The 14,684-nt window shown below is 46.3% G+C and carries 17 protein-coding genes; 8 read left to right on the top strand and 9 right to left on the bottom strand.

Going from position 1 to position 14,684, the window contains the following annotated elements; genetic code table 11:
* The first annotated feature begins 7 nt into the window (after positions 1-7).
* Positions 8-637, top strand: a complete 630-nt coding sequence (locus tag OI18_RS16615; RefSeq protein WP_039141850.1) for a class I SAM-dependent methyltransferase — start codon at positions 8-10, stop codon at positions 635-637.
* Positions 638-861: 224 nt separating this feature from the next.
* Positions 862-1,353 carry a hypothetical protein gene (locus tag OI18_RS16610; RefSeq protein WP_039141849.1) on the top strand — a complete coding sequence of 164 codons (492 nt, stop codon included), beginning with the start codon at positions 862-864 and terminating at the stop codon, positions 1,351-1,353.
* 38 nt (positions 1,354-1,391) lie between these two features.
* Here the strand turns inward: OI18_RS16610 and OI18_RS16605 are convergent, their stop codons facing one another.
* Entirely contained in the window at positions 1,392-2,399 is a 1,008-nt protein-coding gene (locus OI18_RS16605; protein ID WP_052273315.1) for an EamA family transporter, read from the bottom strand.
* A gap of 5 nt (positions 2,400-2,404) precedes the next feature.
* Positions 2,405-2,875 (bottom strand): Lrp/AsnC family transcriptional regulator, encoded by a 471-nt coding sequence (locus OI18_RS16600; RefSeq protein ID WP_039141847.1) that lies wholly within the window; start codon positions 2,873-2,875, stop codon positions 2,405-2,407.
* A gap of 219 nt (positions 2,876-3,094) precedes the next feature.
* Between OI18_RS16600 and OI18_RS16595 the strand changes: the two genes are divergently transcribed.
* Positions 3,095-3,694 (top strand): hypothetical protein, encoded by a 600-nt coding sequence (locus OI18_RS16595; protein ID WP_039141846.1) that lies wholly within the window; start codon positions 3,095-3,097, stop codon positions 3,692-3,694.
* 109 nt (positions 3,695-3,803) lie between these two features.
* On the top strand, positions 3,804-4,745 hold the full coding sequence (locus OI18_RS16590; protein WP_039141843.1) for a cytochrome c: 942 nt from the start codon (positions 3,804-3,806) through the stop codon (positions 4,743-4,745).
* 67 nt (positions 4,746-4,812) lie between these two features.
* Here the strand turns inward: OI18_RS16590 and OI18_RS16585 are convergent, their stop codons facing one another.
* The 5 genes from OI18_RS16585 to OI18_RS16565 form a co-directional block, all read right to left on the bottom strand.
* Positions 4,813-5,916: a DUF2911 domain-containing protein gene (locus OI18_RS16585; RefSeq protein ID WP_039141842.1), complete on the bottom strand. Its 1,104-nt coding sequence runs from the start codon at positions 5,914-5,916 to the stop codon at positions 4,813-4,815.
* Positions 5,917-6,028: 112 nt separating this feature from the next.
* Positions 6,029-6,748 carry a pyridoxine 5'-phosphate synthase gene (locus tag OI18_RS16580; protein ID WP_039141841.1) on the bottom strand — a complete coding sequence of 240 codons (720 nt, stop codon included), beginning with the start codon at positions 6,746-6,748 and terminating at the stop codon, positions 6,029-6,031.
* A 14-nt stretch (positions 6,749-6,762) separates the two neighbouring features.
* On the bottom strand, positions 6,763-7,509 hold the full coding sequence (locus OI18_RS16575) for a class I SAM-dependent methyltransferase (protein WP_039141840.1): 747 nt from the start codon (positions 7,507-7,509) through the stop codon (positions 6,763-6,765).
* A gap of 9 nt (positions 7,510-7,518) precedes the next feature.
* Entirely contained in the window at positions 7,519-8,184 is a 666-nt protein-coding gene (gene rpe / locus OI18_RS16570) for a ribulose-phosphate 3-epimerase (RefSeq protein ID WP_039142219.1), read from the bottom strand.
* Positions 8,185-8,188: 4 nt separating this feature from the next.
* Positions 8,189-9,211, bottom strand: coding sequence for a tetratricopeptide repeat protein (locus tag OI18_RS16565; protein WP_039141839.1), 1,023 nt, complete (start codon positions 9,209-9,211; stop codon positions 8,189-8,191).
* 75 nt (positions 9,212-9,286) lie between these two features.
* On the opposite strand from OI18_RS16565, the gene OI18_RS16560 reads away from it, so the two are divergent.
* Together OI18_RS16560 and OI18_RS16555 are read left to right on the top strand one after the other, a co-directional pair.
* Complete coding sequence (locus tag OI18_RS16560; protein ID WP_082038011.1) at positions 9,287-10,417, top strand: TolB family protein; 1,131 nt, start codon at positions 9,287-9,289, stop codon at positions 10,415-10,417.
* Between the two features lie 23 nt (positions 10,418-10,440).
* Positions 10,441-10,902, top strand: coding sequence for a hypothetical protein (locus OI18_RS16555; RefSeq protein WP_039141838.1), 462 nt, complete (start codon positions 10,441-10,443; stop codon positions 10,900-10,902).
* Between the two features lie 73 nt (positions 10,903-10,975).
* Here the strand turns inward: OI18_RS16555 and OI18_RS16550 are convergent, their stop codons facing one another.
* Entirely contained in the window at positions 10,976-12,100 is a 1,125-nt protein-coding gene (locus OI18_RS16550; RefSeq protein ID WP_039141837.1) for a pyridoxal phosphate-dependent aminotransferase, read from the bottom strand.
* Positions 12,101-12,119: 19 nt separating this feature from the next.
* The gene (locus tag OI18_RS16545; protein WP_039142214.1) at positions 12,120-12,647 is read right to left on the bottom strand and encodes a metallophosphoesterase family protein; all 528 of its coding nucleotides are present in this window, start codon (positions 12,645-12,647) and stop codon (positions 12,120-12,122) included.
* A gap of 303 nt (positions 12,648-12,950) precedes the next feature.
* On the opposite strand from OI18_RS16545, the gene OI18_RS16540 reads away from it, so the two are divergent.
* Together OI18_RS16540 and OI18_RS16535 are read left to right on the top strand one after the other, a co-directional pair.
* Complete coding sequence (locus OI18_RS16540; protein WP_039141835.1) at positions 12,951-14,108, top strand: homogentisate 1,2-dioxygenase; 1,158 nt, start codon at positions 12,951-12,953, stop codon at positions 14,106-14,108.
* 77 nt (positions 14,109-14,185) lie between these two features.
* The gene (locus OI18_RS16535) at positions 14,186-14,584 is read left to right on the top strand and encodes a hypothetical protein (RefSeq protein WP_039141834.1); all 399 of its coding nucleotides are present in this window, start codon (positions 14,186-14,188) and stop codon (positions 14,582-14,584) included.
* The last annotated feature ends 100 nt before the right edge of the window (positions 14,585-14,684 follow it).

The following is a 14,684-nucleotide window of genomic DNA, read 5'->3' as shown; positions in this document are numbered from 1 at the left end:
ACATCTTATGAGCATAAGACGAGCATATAATAAATGGGCTGAACAATACGATTCCAATATTAATAAGACCCGTGATCTTGAAGGCCAGGCACTACGCTTCGTTTTAAAAGATCTGCCTTTTGATGACTGCCTCGAAATAGGTTGCGGGACAGGCAAGAATACGCTATGGCTGCTTGAAAAAGCCCGTCATATAACCGCCGTGGATCAGTCGGAGGAGATGATGGCCAGGGCAAGGGAAAAAACCGGCACTGGCAGGGTAGACTATGTGCTTGCTGATATTTTGCAGCCCTGGTCCTTTCGGAGCCGTTTATATGACCTCGTCAGTTTTAGTCTCGTCCTGGAACATATTAACGACCTGGGACATGTCTTTTCAGAAGCAGCCGCCTCACTTAAGCCGGGAGGTTATATGTATATAGGTGAACTTCATCCGTTTAAACAATATGGAGGAACAAAGGCCAGATTTGAATCCGAAGAAGGGACCCAGGTGCTGGAATGTTACAATCACCATATCTCAGAATTTGTCCAGTCTGCCCGGCGAAACGGGATGGATTTGATTGACCTGAATGAATTCTTTGACGGTAATGACCAAACGCTTGTGCCGCGCATACTTACGCTTCTGGTGCGGAAAAAAATTTAAAAAAAATAATTGACCGGATTTCCTGGAAAGCTGTTGCTTACATGGAGTATTTCCGCAATGCGTAGGTGTTTTTCTACGATCATTTTGCAAGAATTTCCCCGTAATCTCACCCTCTTATCCAGACGATCGGCCATAACGGGGAAATGCGTTCCCTTTAACACATTTTAACAACCGGGATTCATTTTTGGTACTGTTTTGGATTGTTAAGCGAAAATTCAATTATTATGAAAAAGCCAATCATGAGCCTGCTGTTATTGGTGTCAACAGTTATGGCAATTTCTTGTAATAAGAATGACAGTGTCGTTGAGCCAACTGCAGCTCAGGAAGAGATCAGTGCACCAGGAGCTGTAGCTACAGAATCTAAGCAGCAATCGCTTTTCGCTAACAGTTCTTCTTCTACAGAAACAGGATATTTCAAAATCAACAAGCTTGAGAATGGTAATGCAGCCGTTGAAGTGATTCTTGATGAATCTCTCAGCGCAAGTGGATCCAAACTGAAAGTGCAGTTGGTTGCAATCGACGGTGACACCAATGAAGACGAAGTTTTCGCAGACCTTGGTGAAGTAAGTAGTGCTACCGGTGCAGGAAGCAAAAATGCCGTAACACTTGCTACAGCTGATACTCCGATTAAATATGATGATCTGATCACCATGCAGGGATTCCGTATCAGGGTTACTGATGGAAGCAAAGTTGTATCTGAAGCTGTGATGATGTAATAAGTGTCAGCCCGTTTTTAAAATCCATGCCCAATTTCCTAACATACTGCTTCTTCTTCAATTGCAGTTGTTATCCTATTACTTTTTGATACGACGGTTTTACGTTCGTTAATATTGAGTGACTGTTTGCGGTACTTTGACAGGTTTATCAGTAATACGCTTGTAAGTATTATTGCTAAGCCTGTCAACTGCAAAACAGTCATTTTTTCTCCAGCCAGCATCGTTCCCAGCAATACAGCTACTACCGGGTTTACATATGCATAAGTGCTGACCTGGGTCGCCGGTCTCACCTGCAGCAACCATACATAAGCGCTATAAGCGACCAGGGAACCCATTACTATCAGGTACAATACGGACAGCCAGGCGCCGGTTGATACAGCCTGCGCATTGAAGCCGGACCACTCATTGTTCAAAAGACTTCCCGGAATAAATGCAATTCCCGCTGCCATCATCTGCCAGGCAGTATTCACAGTTGCGGAACCTGTTGACTTATATTTCGAATATAGAGACCCGCCAGCCCAGCTCATGGAACCTATGATCAGCACTATCAATCCGAGCACCTGCCCGGAATTGCCTGAGTCTCCCAGCGCCTTTCCTGCCTGCTCACTGAATAACATGATAACCCCGGCAAAACCGACGATAAGTCCAAGTAATGTGGAACGGCTCGACAAATTTTCCTTCAGGTGGGGCCTGTCAAGCACAACAAACCATACAGGGGCAGATGAAACCAAAACGGCCACCAGTGAACTTGGCAAAGACTTTTCTGCCCAGATAACCGCACCGTTACCCACCAGCAGCAGCATAAGTCCGCTGATAACGGCAACCTTTACCTGTTTTGGTTCCCAAAGTTTTTCCCCTTTAATGATACACCATAACATAAGTATACCACCGGAGGCAATGAATCGCATTGCGCCCATCATCAGCGGCGGGATGTCATGAATAGCCTTCTGGATGAAGAAGTAAGTAGAGCCCCATACAATGTAAACGGTAGCGAAGGCCAGCATCACCATAATTGGCGATGCTGCTTTATTTGCAGTAGTTGTCATACGTGTTACTTTTTTGGAATGACCAGTTCTTGTTGTTCTTTCACGGTTTCGAGTACAATCGTAGTCTTCGTAGAGGCTATGTTAGGGATCTTTTGCAGGGAGTTTCGCATCAGGTCCATTAATGAGGCCGCATCCGCGGTGCGCACCTTGACGAGGAAACAATCTTCACCTGCTATATGATGTACCTCCTGGATTTCCGGGATCTGGGCCAGTAACTGCGCTGTGTTTGTGCAGCAGGAAAATCCTTCCGAGGACCGGATGAAAATAAAAGCCAGCAATTTTTGCTGTATGGCGGCAGGGTTTATGCTTGTTGTGTACCTGCGGATCACTTTCTTTTGCTCCAGTTTTTTTACCCGCTCCAGGACAGCTGAAGGAGCCATTTCAAGTTCTCTTGCAAGATCCGCATTTGATATCCGGGCATTGGTTTGCATCAGTTCCAGGATCTGTAAATCTGTATGGTCTAAACTGATATCCATGCCGTAATATTTTCTGAAAGTTAATGATATTTCCGAATAAAATTCGGAAAAAATGTTTGTTTACAAAATAATAACGGAAATAAATGGTCAAACACAGGTTGGATTGACAGGTCCGGCAGCGATTGTCCCTGACCGTGTGGGCCTGAAGTGGCGACTATTAACCTGTTGATTTCTTTTTGGTTAACTTTAAATAAGCCATTATCCGCTCAATTTGTATTCATGGAAAGCGGTTATAAAAAAGTCTCCTTCATCATTTGCCTTTGGGTTGCGATCAGCATTCATCCTGGTTGTGCAAAGGAATATAGTTATGAAAGAGGACCTGCTGCCGACACCACTCAGCCATTGCCGGAACCCGAGCCTGATACGGTAATTCAGCCGGTGGTCGGATTCCCTGCCTGTTCATTTTGTGATGTGTCAATTCCTGTCGGGGACGAAAAATGGCAATTCAAAAATGAAGGTGCATTCGTGTGCGGAAATGTTACCCGCGCAGTGATCGCCCCGGACCGTACGGCATTTACATTCTGGGGTACATCTGCATGTTCACCGGATTCAGGCCTGATCATTACAGTTATTATGGCCAGTGCCCTGGATAAGGATAAAACGGATCTGTATGCGCAGCAGGTTTCAGTTTTGTATTATGACAATATAACCCCCTCTGATGTATTTAAAGCTCCCTCGACTGGAACATTCGGTCTTCACATCGATCAATATACTCATGCAGATGCCTTTGCCTCCGGCACTTTCAGCGGCCCAGCGTTCACAATGGATGGTCGTCGCACTATGATTGAAGAAGGAAGATTCAGGATATTTTTTCGCTAAAAGGTAATTCCCGCACAGTTCATACTTCACCCAACTCAGTTCATACACTGCCTTATTGCAGCGCTTAATGGCTTCTGTTAGCTTCGCCTTCCAATAAACCTATCCTTTTATGTTCAAGAAAATCCTGAAATGGTTCGGAGCCATTGTATTGCTCCTGGTAGGCGGCGTGACCATCGCCACCGGTTTCAGACAACACCTCGAGTATGATGCTCCTTTTCCATTCGTAAAGGCATCAAAAGACAGCGCCGTTATTGAACGTGGCCGCAATATCGTTTTCGGTCCCGCACATTGCGTGGCATGCCACAGTACTGATGCAAACAAAGATTCCCTTTTACAGGCCGGCATTGACCCGGTACTGTCTGGCGGCTACCTCTTTGACCTGCCATTTGGCAAGTTGTACTCGAGGAACATCACCTCTGATACAGCGACAGGTATCGGAAAATATACTGATATGGAGATCGGCAGGATCATCAGGTATGGCGTTCATGCAAATGGTGAAGTTGTGCTTCCTTTCATGACCTACCAGCATATGACTGATGATGACCTTTCAGCAGTAATTTCCTACCTGCGTTCAACCAAACCGGTAAAAAAGGAAATTCCATTGCCTGAGTTTACCGTGATGGGAAAAGTGCTGAAGGCCTTCATTCTTAAGCCTCTTGGTCCGACTGAAAAAGTGGAGAAAACAATAACTCCGGACACTTCGGCTGCATATGGTCGTTACCTGGTTTCTAATGTTGCGAATTGTGGTGCATGTCATACCAAGAGGGATGGAGTTGGACAGTTTGTTGGTGAACCGCTTGCAGGTGGTAACCCGTTTATTGAGCCGGGAAAAGATACGCTTACGCCACCAAATCTTACTCCGCATGCGACCGGAAGACTTAATAGCTGGACAAAAGAAATTTTCATCGCCCGTTTCAGGATGGGAAAACTTATTGAACATTCACATATGCCCTGGTCTTCTTACAGCAGGATGTCAGACGATGACCTCACAGCAATCTGGAATTATCTCGGTTCTTTGAAGCCTGTTAAAACAGAAGAAGTCAAAAACTAATCCACAATAAATAAAAAGCGAATCATTTGATTCGCTTTTTATTTATTCAACCTGATGGATTCAAATCCTATTTTTTGCTCAGTTCCTGTATCATTGTTTCTACCTGCTTTTTAGCATTCCCATCAGGCGCCTGGTTTAAAGCTTTTTCGGCGTAGGGCAGGGCTTTTTTGTTTGAACCTGAAGCTGATAGGGCCCGCGCCATTCCGACATTTGTTATGAATGTATCCGGATGTTTCTCGTAATTTTTTTTGAATACATCAACAGCCTCACTGGTCCTGTTCTTTTGCATTAATTCACGTCCGTAATTGTGAACCTGTTCAACACTTCCCAGCGGGATCGCCTGTTGCATGACTTTCGCAGCCTCGCCGGTTTGACCGAGCTTTTCCAGTAATGCTGCTTTCGTGCTGAGTGTGATGAAATTAGATTCGCCAATAAACGTTCCGGTAACTGCCGTTTCAGCCCATTTAAGTCCTTCCTCCAGGTTCACATTATGTCGCAGGCAATATTGAGCTGCCTGTACCCACGATTGCCATCCGGGTATGAAGCTTTTTTCACCCCGCAGTTCCCGGCGAAAGGAAGCGAGTTGTAGATTAACCAGGTCTGTTTCTATCCTGAAAGGGATGCGCCACTTTTCCCACAGCAGGTTTATCACTGCGCTTTTCTCCGTTTGACCAGTAAATTCATATTTGAGGAATTCCGTTATGTCGTTTTGGGTCTGTTGCTTTACATCAACTCTTAATGCATCTTCCGATGGATCATAAAAGTAGCTTCCCCAGCTTGTATGATTTTTTGAAAATATCAGCGTGCATTTGTCTTCATACACCGCAATATGAAACCCATATTCACCAGCCTGAAGCGCTTTGCCTTCTATGGTTACATCTGTCGAAAAACTAATGACGGTATTTTCATTGGCTCCTGCCCGCCAGGGAGACGCTTTACTCGTGCCGAAGCCAGGATCATTGAATCCGTACGGTACGAGTTTACCCCAGATGGCATCTGTACGTCCTTTAACTGCTGGACGATCATAACGGATATGCACTTCCGTTAGACCGATTTGTTCGCCGACCCATGCCCTTTTGTTACCTCCATCGGGTACAGTTGTCAGCTGGGCCATGGAAAACTGGAAACCCAGGCAAAGAAAGACGGTAGCAGTAATAAACCTGTTGATCATACAATATGTATTAATTAAAAGGAAATCTACTACAAGAAATACGCAGGCCGACACATTTGTTACGGGTGCCACTTAGGATGGATGAATGGCTTTGCCCGGGAAAATTCAGCACTCAGATCGCCAACTGGCGTTTGTAGAGCTGAATGGTATTTTCATAACCCAGGTATAAGGCATCGCAAACAAGCGCATGACCGATTGAGACCTCGTCAATAAAAGGGATCTGCTGTGCAAAATATCGCAGGTTCTCCAGGTCGAGGTCGTGGCCTGCATTCAGTCCGAGTCCCAGTTCATGTGCCCGTTGTGCTGCCTGGACATAGGAAGCTATTGCTTCTTCGCGGCCGGAGGTATACCTGCGGGCATATCCTTCGGTGTATAATTCAATCCTGTCAGTCCCGGTTTCCGCCGCGCCTTCCACCATGCTGAGATCCGGATCTACGAAGATGGAAGTCCGGATCCCTGCTTTTTTGAAAACAGCAATCATTTCAACTAAATAATCCTTATTCCTGATGGTGTCCCAACCGTGATCGGACGTGATTTGTCCTTCAGCATCCGGAACCAATGTCACCTGGTGCGGTTTTACCTCGAGTACCAGGTCCACAAACTTTTGTTCGCGGCAGTTGCCTTCAATATTGAATTCTGTAGTGATTATCGGTTTAATGGCTCTGACATCAGCATAACGGATATGCCGTTCGTCAGGCCTCGGGTGTACAGTAACACCGTCGGCACCAAATCTTTGTGCATCTGCAGCAGCTTTTACTACGTCCGGATTATTTCCGCCGCGACTGTTCCTGATAGTCGCAAACTTGTTGATGTTGACAGAGAGTTTTGTCATGAAGCAAAGATAGGTTACCCGCTTACTTTTCCCACGATCAGTGTTATGGGAAACCCTATCCTTTTCAGTTCGCCTTCAGGCCACCTGTCCAGCAGGCTTTCATAAAAAGGTTGAACAGGGTCAATGTTACTTTCCCGCATGATATGCTGAACTGCTGACCAGCTTCGCAGGTAGCCCGCCATCTGGGCCGGTGTCCAGTCATAAAACATGTTGAAATTCCGGTCGGAAAGCCGCCGATAGGGGAAGGGAATTGAGGCATAACGGTCATCGACATATCTTCTTTCAGAATCCCAGAAAGGGCCTGTGCGGTTGATATAAAAATCAATCAACCTGTCGTTAAGCGTGGTGTCATGAATTACGGGAAGATGGTAAGTCCATACGGCAATAATTGCTCCAGGCCGGCTAACCCTCCTGACTTCTTCTGCAAAACTATCAAACGGGAACCAATGGTAGGCCTGTGCTACAGTAATGAGGTCTACGCTTGCTGGTGCAATGGGAGTGTTGTCGGCAGGGCAGGCATAATAGGTGATATTCGGCTGCTTTGCGGCCTTGCTTATTTGTTCACTGCTGAGATCCGTCGCTGTAACATTCCTGAAATGCCTGGCCAGTTCAATGGCTGCCTGCCCATTTCCCGTTCCGGCATCCCAGGCATGATCCCGGTCTGGCACGAACGAAAGCAGGAATTCGTACAATTCCGGCGGGTACCCGGGGCGAAACCGGGCGTATTCACCTGCCTGTCGGGAAAATAGGTCTTTGGCCATAAGCCAGAATTAAATGATGTGCTGTTGTTTATCAGCCTGTTTCAATGCAGATATTACAGATTTGGGATCTGTTGCATGAAAAATTGAACTGCCTGCTACCAGTACATGAGCCCCTGCTTCTGCAATTGCCCGGGCGTTCGTGAGATCTATACCGCCATCCACTTCAATTAAAACAGGCAGCGACAACTGATCGATCTTTTGCCGCAGTGTCCGGATCTTATCAAGCGTATGAGGAATAAATTGCTGGCCGCCAAAACCTGGATTCACACTCATGATCAGGACAAGGTCAATATCACGAAGCACATCCTGTAGCAACTGAACCGGTGTATGCGGGTTAATTGCCACTCCAGCCTTCATCCCCAGCTGTTTTATTTGCTGGATATTCCGGTGAAGATGCGGACAGGCTTCGAGGTGTACAGTAAGGTTATCGGCTCCTGCTTTTTTGAACGCTTCAGCATACATTCCGGGTTCTTCAATCATCAGGTGAACATCAAATACTTTCTTCGATGCCTTGCGGATTGACTGGATGACCGGCAAGCCGAAGCTGATGTTGGGAACAAATCGGCCATCCATTACATCCAGGTGAAACCAGTCAGCCTCACTTTCATTGATCATCCGGCATTCAGCTTCCAGGTTAAGGAAATTTGAAGCAAGGAGGGAGGGAGCGATGAGCATGTGGTTAGTTGTTTTGTTTTTTAATCCGTTCAGCGCCTTCAACCGCTTCTTTGAAATTCTTATCCAGTGAATAGGCACGCACATAATTCTGAAGTGCTTCCTTTTTCATTCCCAGTTCCTCGTAGCAGCGTCCCTGCCAGAAATAAGCGTCAGGATAAGTATTGGTGACAGTTGCGGCAAGTTTGAATTGCTGAAGCGCTTCATCCATATTCTTTTGTTCAAAATATATGATTCCTTTCTCAATATACGCTTCCTGGAATTTCCAGTCCATTTTGATACAGGTGTTGAATTGCTCCAATGCTTTCGGGTAGTTGCCTGTATTGGAGTAGTAAATTCCTTTAATAAAAACGGGGTCGATCATTTCGCCAGCTGAATCGCGGCTGATTACTGCGTTTGTGAGTTCCAGTGCACGTGCATCTTTTCTTTCAGCATAAATATTGGCAAGTGTCAGCGCGGTTATCTGTAATGGTTGTATCCGGTAGGATTGCTCAAGATCTTTAAGGGCAGCAAGAGTATCTTTTTTCTCAAGAAGTAGTAAAGCCTTTTCATACCAGGATTCGAAGTCGTCCGGATTTTCAGCCAGGATCTTGTTGTAGGATGCAAGGGCCTGGTCAAATTGACCACCATGCATCAACTGTTCCGCAAGCCTCCTTTTAAACGTAGTATTGTCCGGGTATTTCTCTGTCAAAGACTTTAATTGTGCGAGTGCATCAGCCTGCCTGCCCATCAATAATAATGTATTTACGTGGAGCGACGCCAGTTCTTCCGAAGGTTCGATCTGCCAGGCCTTTTCCAGGTCCTGTTCCGCAAGAGAGTATTCCCCGTTCTGGATCAGTAAAGCCGCCCGTTTGCCATATAAAACGGCATTCTTATCATCTGACCCGATACTGTCTGTCAGCCCGGCATAGGGTTGTTGTTCCAGGATACGGGCGTCAGAAACCTTTTCACCGGACGCGTCATCACTTCCGTTGCAAGCAGTCGCCAGTAGAAAAAAGAGTAAGAGAACAGGGCCTGTTAATGATTTCATTTGTCAAATCTATGGTTTTCGGTAAAAATGATATTATACCAATACATTTGCGCAGTAATAAGAACATTGTAATATATGTACTCAATTCAAACCTTATTGGGAATCGGCAGTTTCCTTTTGATGGGGACTATGGCTAACCAAAAGCAACCAGCGACTGTCATTCCTGGTTCCGGTCACTTCAGTAAAGCCAGTGCTGATACCGTTCAATACCCTGAAGAAACTTCGTTCCGCAACCTGCGCCAGCTCACATTCGGTGGCGATAATGCAGAAGCGTACTTCAGCTACGACAGCAAATACCTGGTGTTTCAAAAAACCAATCCCAAAGAGGGAATAAACTGTGACCAGATCTTTATAGGAAAGATTCCCGAAAACAAAGACCAGCAATTCAGTCCGAAAATGGTGAGCACCGGCAAGGGGAGAACTACCTGTCCCTACTTTCTGCCAGATGGGAAACACATCATATATGCTTCGACACACCTCTCAGGGAATGAATGTCCACCCGTACCGGACCGCAGTAAATACGGCAACCGGTACATATGGCCGTTATATCCGGCTTACGACATCTTCATGGCGGATACCAACGGGGTAATCGTAAAACAGTTGACCCGGTCGAAAGGCTATGATGCCGAAGCCACACTTTCTCCCGATGGCAAAAAAATGATTTATACAAGTGACAAGGATGGTGACCTGGAATTGTATATCATGGATTTGAAAACGGGAAAGGAAAAGCGGATAACCCATACTGTTGGATACGATGGGGGAGCCTGGTTTAGCCGGGACGGTAAAAGGATAATCTGGCGTGCCAGCCGGCCGACGACAGAAGAAGAAGTGAGGGAGTACAAAGACCTGCTTGCTGAGCACCTGGTTGCACCCACCCGCATGGAGGTGTTTACAGCCAATGCCGACGGGTCCGGAATTAAGCAGGTTACCAATCTCGGGCAGGCGAACTGGGCGCCTGTATTTATGCCTGACAACAAAAGCATCTTATTTGCATCCAACCACGAATACAAACGCGGTTTTCCATTTAATCTCTACCAAATGAACGATGATGGCAGCAATATGACCAAAATAAGCCGCGATAAAGGCTTTGACGCTTTTGCCATGTTCAGTTATGATGGAAAAAAGATTGTGTTCTGCAGTAATCGGAACAATGGTGGAACCCGCGATACAAATATCTTTGTGGGTGAATGGAAAGCTGAAGAATAACCGAAAACAACAAAACCAACAATATGTACACAGGCTTATTGCACTTACACAACTTCTTACGATGGGTGATTCTTATTTTGCTTGTAATCGCGCTTGTCCGCCATTACAGAGGCATGAATGCACGGGCGTCATATACTCCGGGAGACAGGAAAATTGACCTGTTCCTGATGATCGCGTCACATACTATGTTGCTGATCGGACTTTACCAGTGGTTTGCAGGACCCTTGGGACTAAAGAATATCCAGGCACTGGGCTTTGGCGAAGTGATGAAGAACGCCTCATTCCGGTTCTTTGCAGTTGAGCACTTTGTAGGAATGCTGATTGCCATTATCCTGATCACAATTGGCCGCGCTGCAGGCAAGCCCGCAACAGCGGGCGTAGCGCAACACAAGAAAGCATTTACGCTATTCCTTGTAGCGCTGATCCTGATCCTGATCAGTATTCCCTGGCCATTCCGTGAGGCAGTCGCCAGGCCGATCATTTAAGGAAATAAACTCATAATAAAGGGCACCCGCGAAGCATAATGCTTTCACCGGGTGCCCTTTTTATTTTCAATTTTTACTTTTTGATTTCCTTGATAAAAGATTTCATTTCATCCAGGGTACCCACGCTCACCCTGCAGTATTTGCCATCAGGCTGTTCGCTCGAGCGCAGGATAATGTTTTTTGCAAGCATGTCTTTGGCAAAATCCCCCGGGTAATCTTTCAGGTTAAAATAGATGAAATTTGTATAGGAGGGAACCGGGTTATATCCGAGTTCCTGTAGTGTTTTGATGGTATAATTTCTCGCCGCTTCATTCTTTTGTTTGCTCAGTTTGCTGTGGTTCGGATCCTTCAGGCTTGCCTGTGCAGCTGCGATAGACAATGCGCTGACGCAGAAATTACTGTTACCGAAATAATTAGCTGAAAGCGACTGGATGGTTTCAGGATGAGCAATTATAAAGCCTACCCTTAATCCTGCCATTGCATGGATCTTGGAAAAAGTCCGGATAACAACAATGTTCCTGTTCCCTTCTTTCACCAGGCTGATCATGGATTCATTATTCGGTGCATCAAGGAAGTCAATATAAGCTTCATCTACTGAGGTCATTGCCTTTTTACTTGCTTCCCGGCAGAATGATTTCAATGCGGCTGGTGATACTATTGTACCGGTAGGGTTTGCAGGGTTGCAAATATACACCTGCGATGTCTCGTTGTCTATAGCTTTAAGCATGAGATCGAGATCATGTACCTTTTCTTTATCCAGCGGAATTTCCTTGACAGTTGTTCCGATCTTTTTGGCGGTGTTTGGCAGGATGCCGAAAGTAGGGGTTGCCGTAACCAGGTTCCCTTTGCTGTAGTGTCTCGCCAGGAGATTAAGGGCTTCGCCCGAGCCGGGTGTGACCAGCAGGTGCTCAGGAGTAACGCCATAGTAATCGGCGAGTTCTTTTTTAAAAGTCTGCACTCCCGGGATATTATATTGATACCGATGTGCGGAACTGATCAGGTCGGCAATTGCCTGTTTCGCACCAGGTGCAATTCCATACGGATTTTCATTTGAACCGAGATTTATAAGCCCATGTTCACTTCCAAATTCCCTGGCCAGTTGATCTTCACCAGCCAAAGACCGGAGGGAGAATCCAACTCCCAAAGCTGCCAGGGCGCTTTGCTTCAGCCATTCGCGACGATGCAGTTGACTTGTCATATACAGTTGTTGGTTTGTGTTAAGTTACGAAATTGCCAGGCTTTCCGGCCCTGTCTCCAAGTTCAATTACTTCACAATCACGGATTTCCCTGCCATCGATCACAAACCGGATGATGGTGCGTTTAAGGTGCCAGCCCTGCCTGCCAGCCGCCCCCGGGTTTATGTGCAGGCATTGCAGCGAAGGATCATACTGTACTTTTAGAATATGGGAGTGGCCACATATAAACAACTGAGCTTTTTCTTCAGTTATTCTCTGTCGCACACCAGGGGCGTACCGCCCGGGATAACCACCAATATGTTTCATGTAAACCCGGACTTCTTCGCAGTTAAAGGAAATTTCTTCGGGATATATTGCCCTCACGTCGCGCCCGTCTACATTTCCATATACGCCTCTTAATGGAAGACCTGTGCGGCCTGTCAGTTCATTCGCAATCGAAATATTTCCGAAATCGCCCGCATGCCAGATCTCATCACAATTGTTGAAATGCGGGAATATTTTTTCATCAAGGTAGGCGTGAGTATCCGAAATCAGTCCGATACGCTTCATATGAATCCATTTTTTAAATGCGTTTCCCGTTAAGCTCCGGCAGCGCGGTATGCTAGGGGCCGTCAGTCCCGTCACCCGGTCAGCGGGTGTGAATCTGAATAATTTCAACGGAAACGTGGCAAAATAGTAATTTGCAAGGAAGCGCAACGATCAGCTCATGCCATTCAACAGAAATTTTACCTGGAGCATTGATAAAAGGACGTGGAAATATGTCTTCCTCCTTGTGACACTTGCCGAATCCGGAGACAGGCAGACTCCATAGCCCTTTTTGAATTTTAATTTTTCACATTTTAATTTTTCACAGTGCCCCACTACCAAAGTCTTGGATCCATTCCGCATAAGCGACACACGCAGTTCAGGAAACCTGATGGCGAGCTGTATTCCGAACAGCTTTTTTCCACTGAAGGTTTTTCAAATGATTACTCCCTGCTTTATCATTGTCACCCGCCCACACAGATTATCAGGGCAGAGCACCATGAAGATGTGATGCCACGCATCGCTGAAGAAAAGATGCTCCAGCACAGGAGCTTCGACGGTTTTCGTGTTCCTCCGGTAAAAGATTACCTGGAAAGCAGAAAACCCATCCTGGTTAACAATGATTGCCATATCGTGCTGGCGTCGCCCGAAGAGAGTATGACCGAATACTTTTTCAAGAATACCGATGCTGATGAAATGATCTTCATTCATGAGGGCAGCGGTATACTGCACACTATGTATGGTGACCTGGAATTCGCTTATGGCGATTACCTGGTAATCCCGCGCGGAACCATTTACCAGATCAGTTTCAACAGTTCAGCCAACAGGCTTTTCATTGTAGAGTCATTCAGTCCGATCCGTTATCCGAAAAAGTACCTGAGCAAATACGGACAACTGCTGGAGCATAGTCCTTATTGTGAAAGGGATATCCGCGGCCCGAAAAACCTGGTTACTATCGACAAAGCCGGGGATTTCCGGATCCGGGCCAAGAAGAAGGGAAGGATGTACGGGTTGCACTATGGACACCATCCTTTTGATGTTGTGGGGTGGGACGGGTACTGTTATCCTTACGCCTTCAGTATACACGATTTTGAACCAATAACCGGAAGGGTTCACCAGCCGCCACCGGTACACCAGACATTTGAAGCCAATAATTTCGTGGTTTGTTCATTTGTTCCCCGGCTTTACGATTATCATCCTGATGCCATCCCGGCCCCATATAACCACAGCAATATTGACAGTGATGAGGTCCTTTACTATGTTGATGGGGATTTCATGAGCCGGAAGAATGTTACCCGTGGTATGATCACCCTGCATCCCGCGGGTATCCCCCATGGTCCACACCCCGGCGCTGTGCAAAAGAGCATAGGCAAGAAGGAGACCGGCGAGCTGGCCGTGATGGTAGACACCTTCCACCCGCTGCAGCTCACCGTTGAGGCGCTGGAGATCGAGAACCAGGGATATACGATGAGCTGGGCGGAATGAGAAAAAGTGAATGGGTGAAAGCAGACTTCTCTTATTGCTCATTTTCCTTATATTAGTTCAATAAATCAATCTGCCATATGATCAAATTCAACGAATTACAACCGGGGGATTATGTGTATGCCCAATATGAAGGCGAATTATGGGAAGGCATTGTAAATGATCTGAATAATGAGGATAAGGAGGTCTGCGTGCAGACTGAAGTACAGGAGTTTTGGTTTCGGCCGGAGGACCTGCGGCCGATCCCGCTGAGTGAAAACGAGCTGTTTAAGTTCAACTTTGAGAAGGAGTCCAACGGTGACGGACGGATAAAATACAAAAAAGGCCCATTCCGGATCCAGTTACCGGCTGAAGGTGGATTTAGTGATTTCGAGATTTGGTACAGGGAAGACAGGCGGCATATCAAACAGCCGATCCATGTACACCAGCTACAGAATCATTATTACCAAATGACCAAGGTGGAGCTGGGGAGGAATTGAAAATAGACCTTCCCGGGCGGGAGCCGGTTCCCAGGAAACTAGCAGAAAAACCGGATTTTCAACGACATTTGTTGAAAATTGGCAATTTTTTTCTTATTTG

Origin of the sequence: Flavihumibacter solisilvae (assembly GCF_000814475.1) — a bacterium.
Taxonomy (GTDB): Bacteria; Bacteroidota; Bacteroidia; order Chitinophagales; family Chitinophagaceae; genus Flavihumibacter; species Flavihumibacter solisilvae.
The sequence above is the reverse complement of the archived record's forward strand: the minus strand, read 5'-3'. Positions and strand labels throughout refer to the sequence as shown.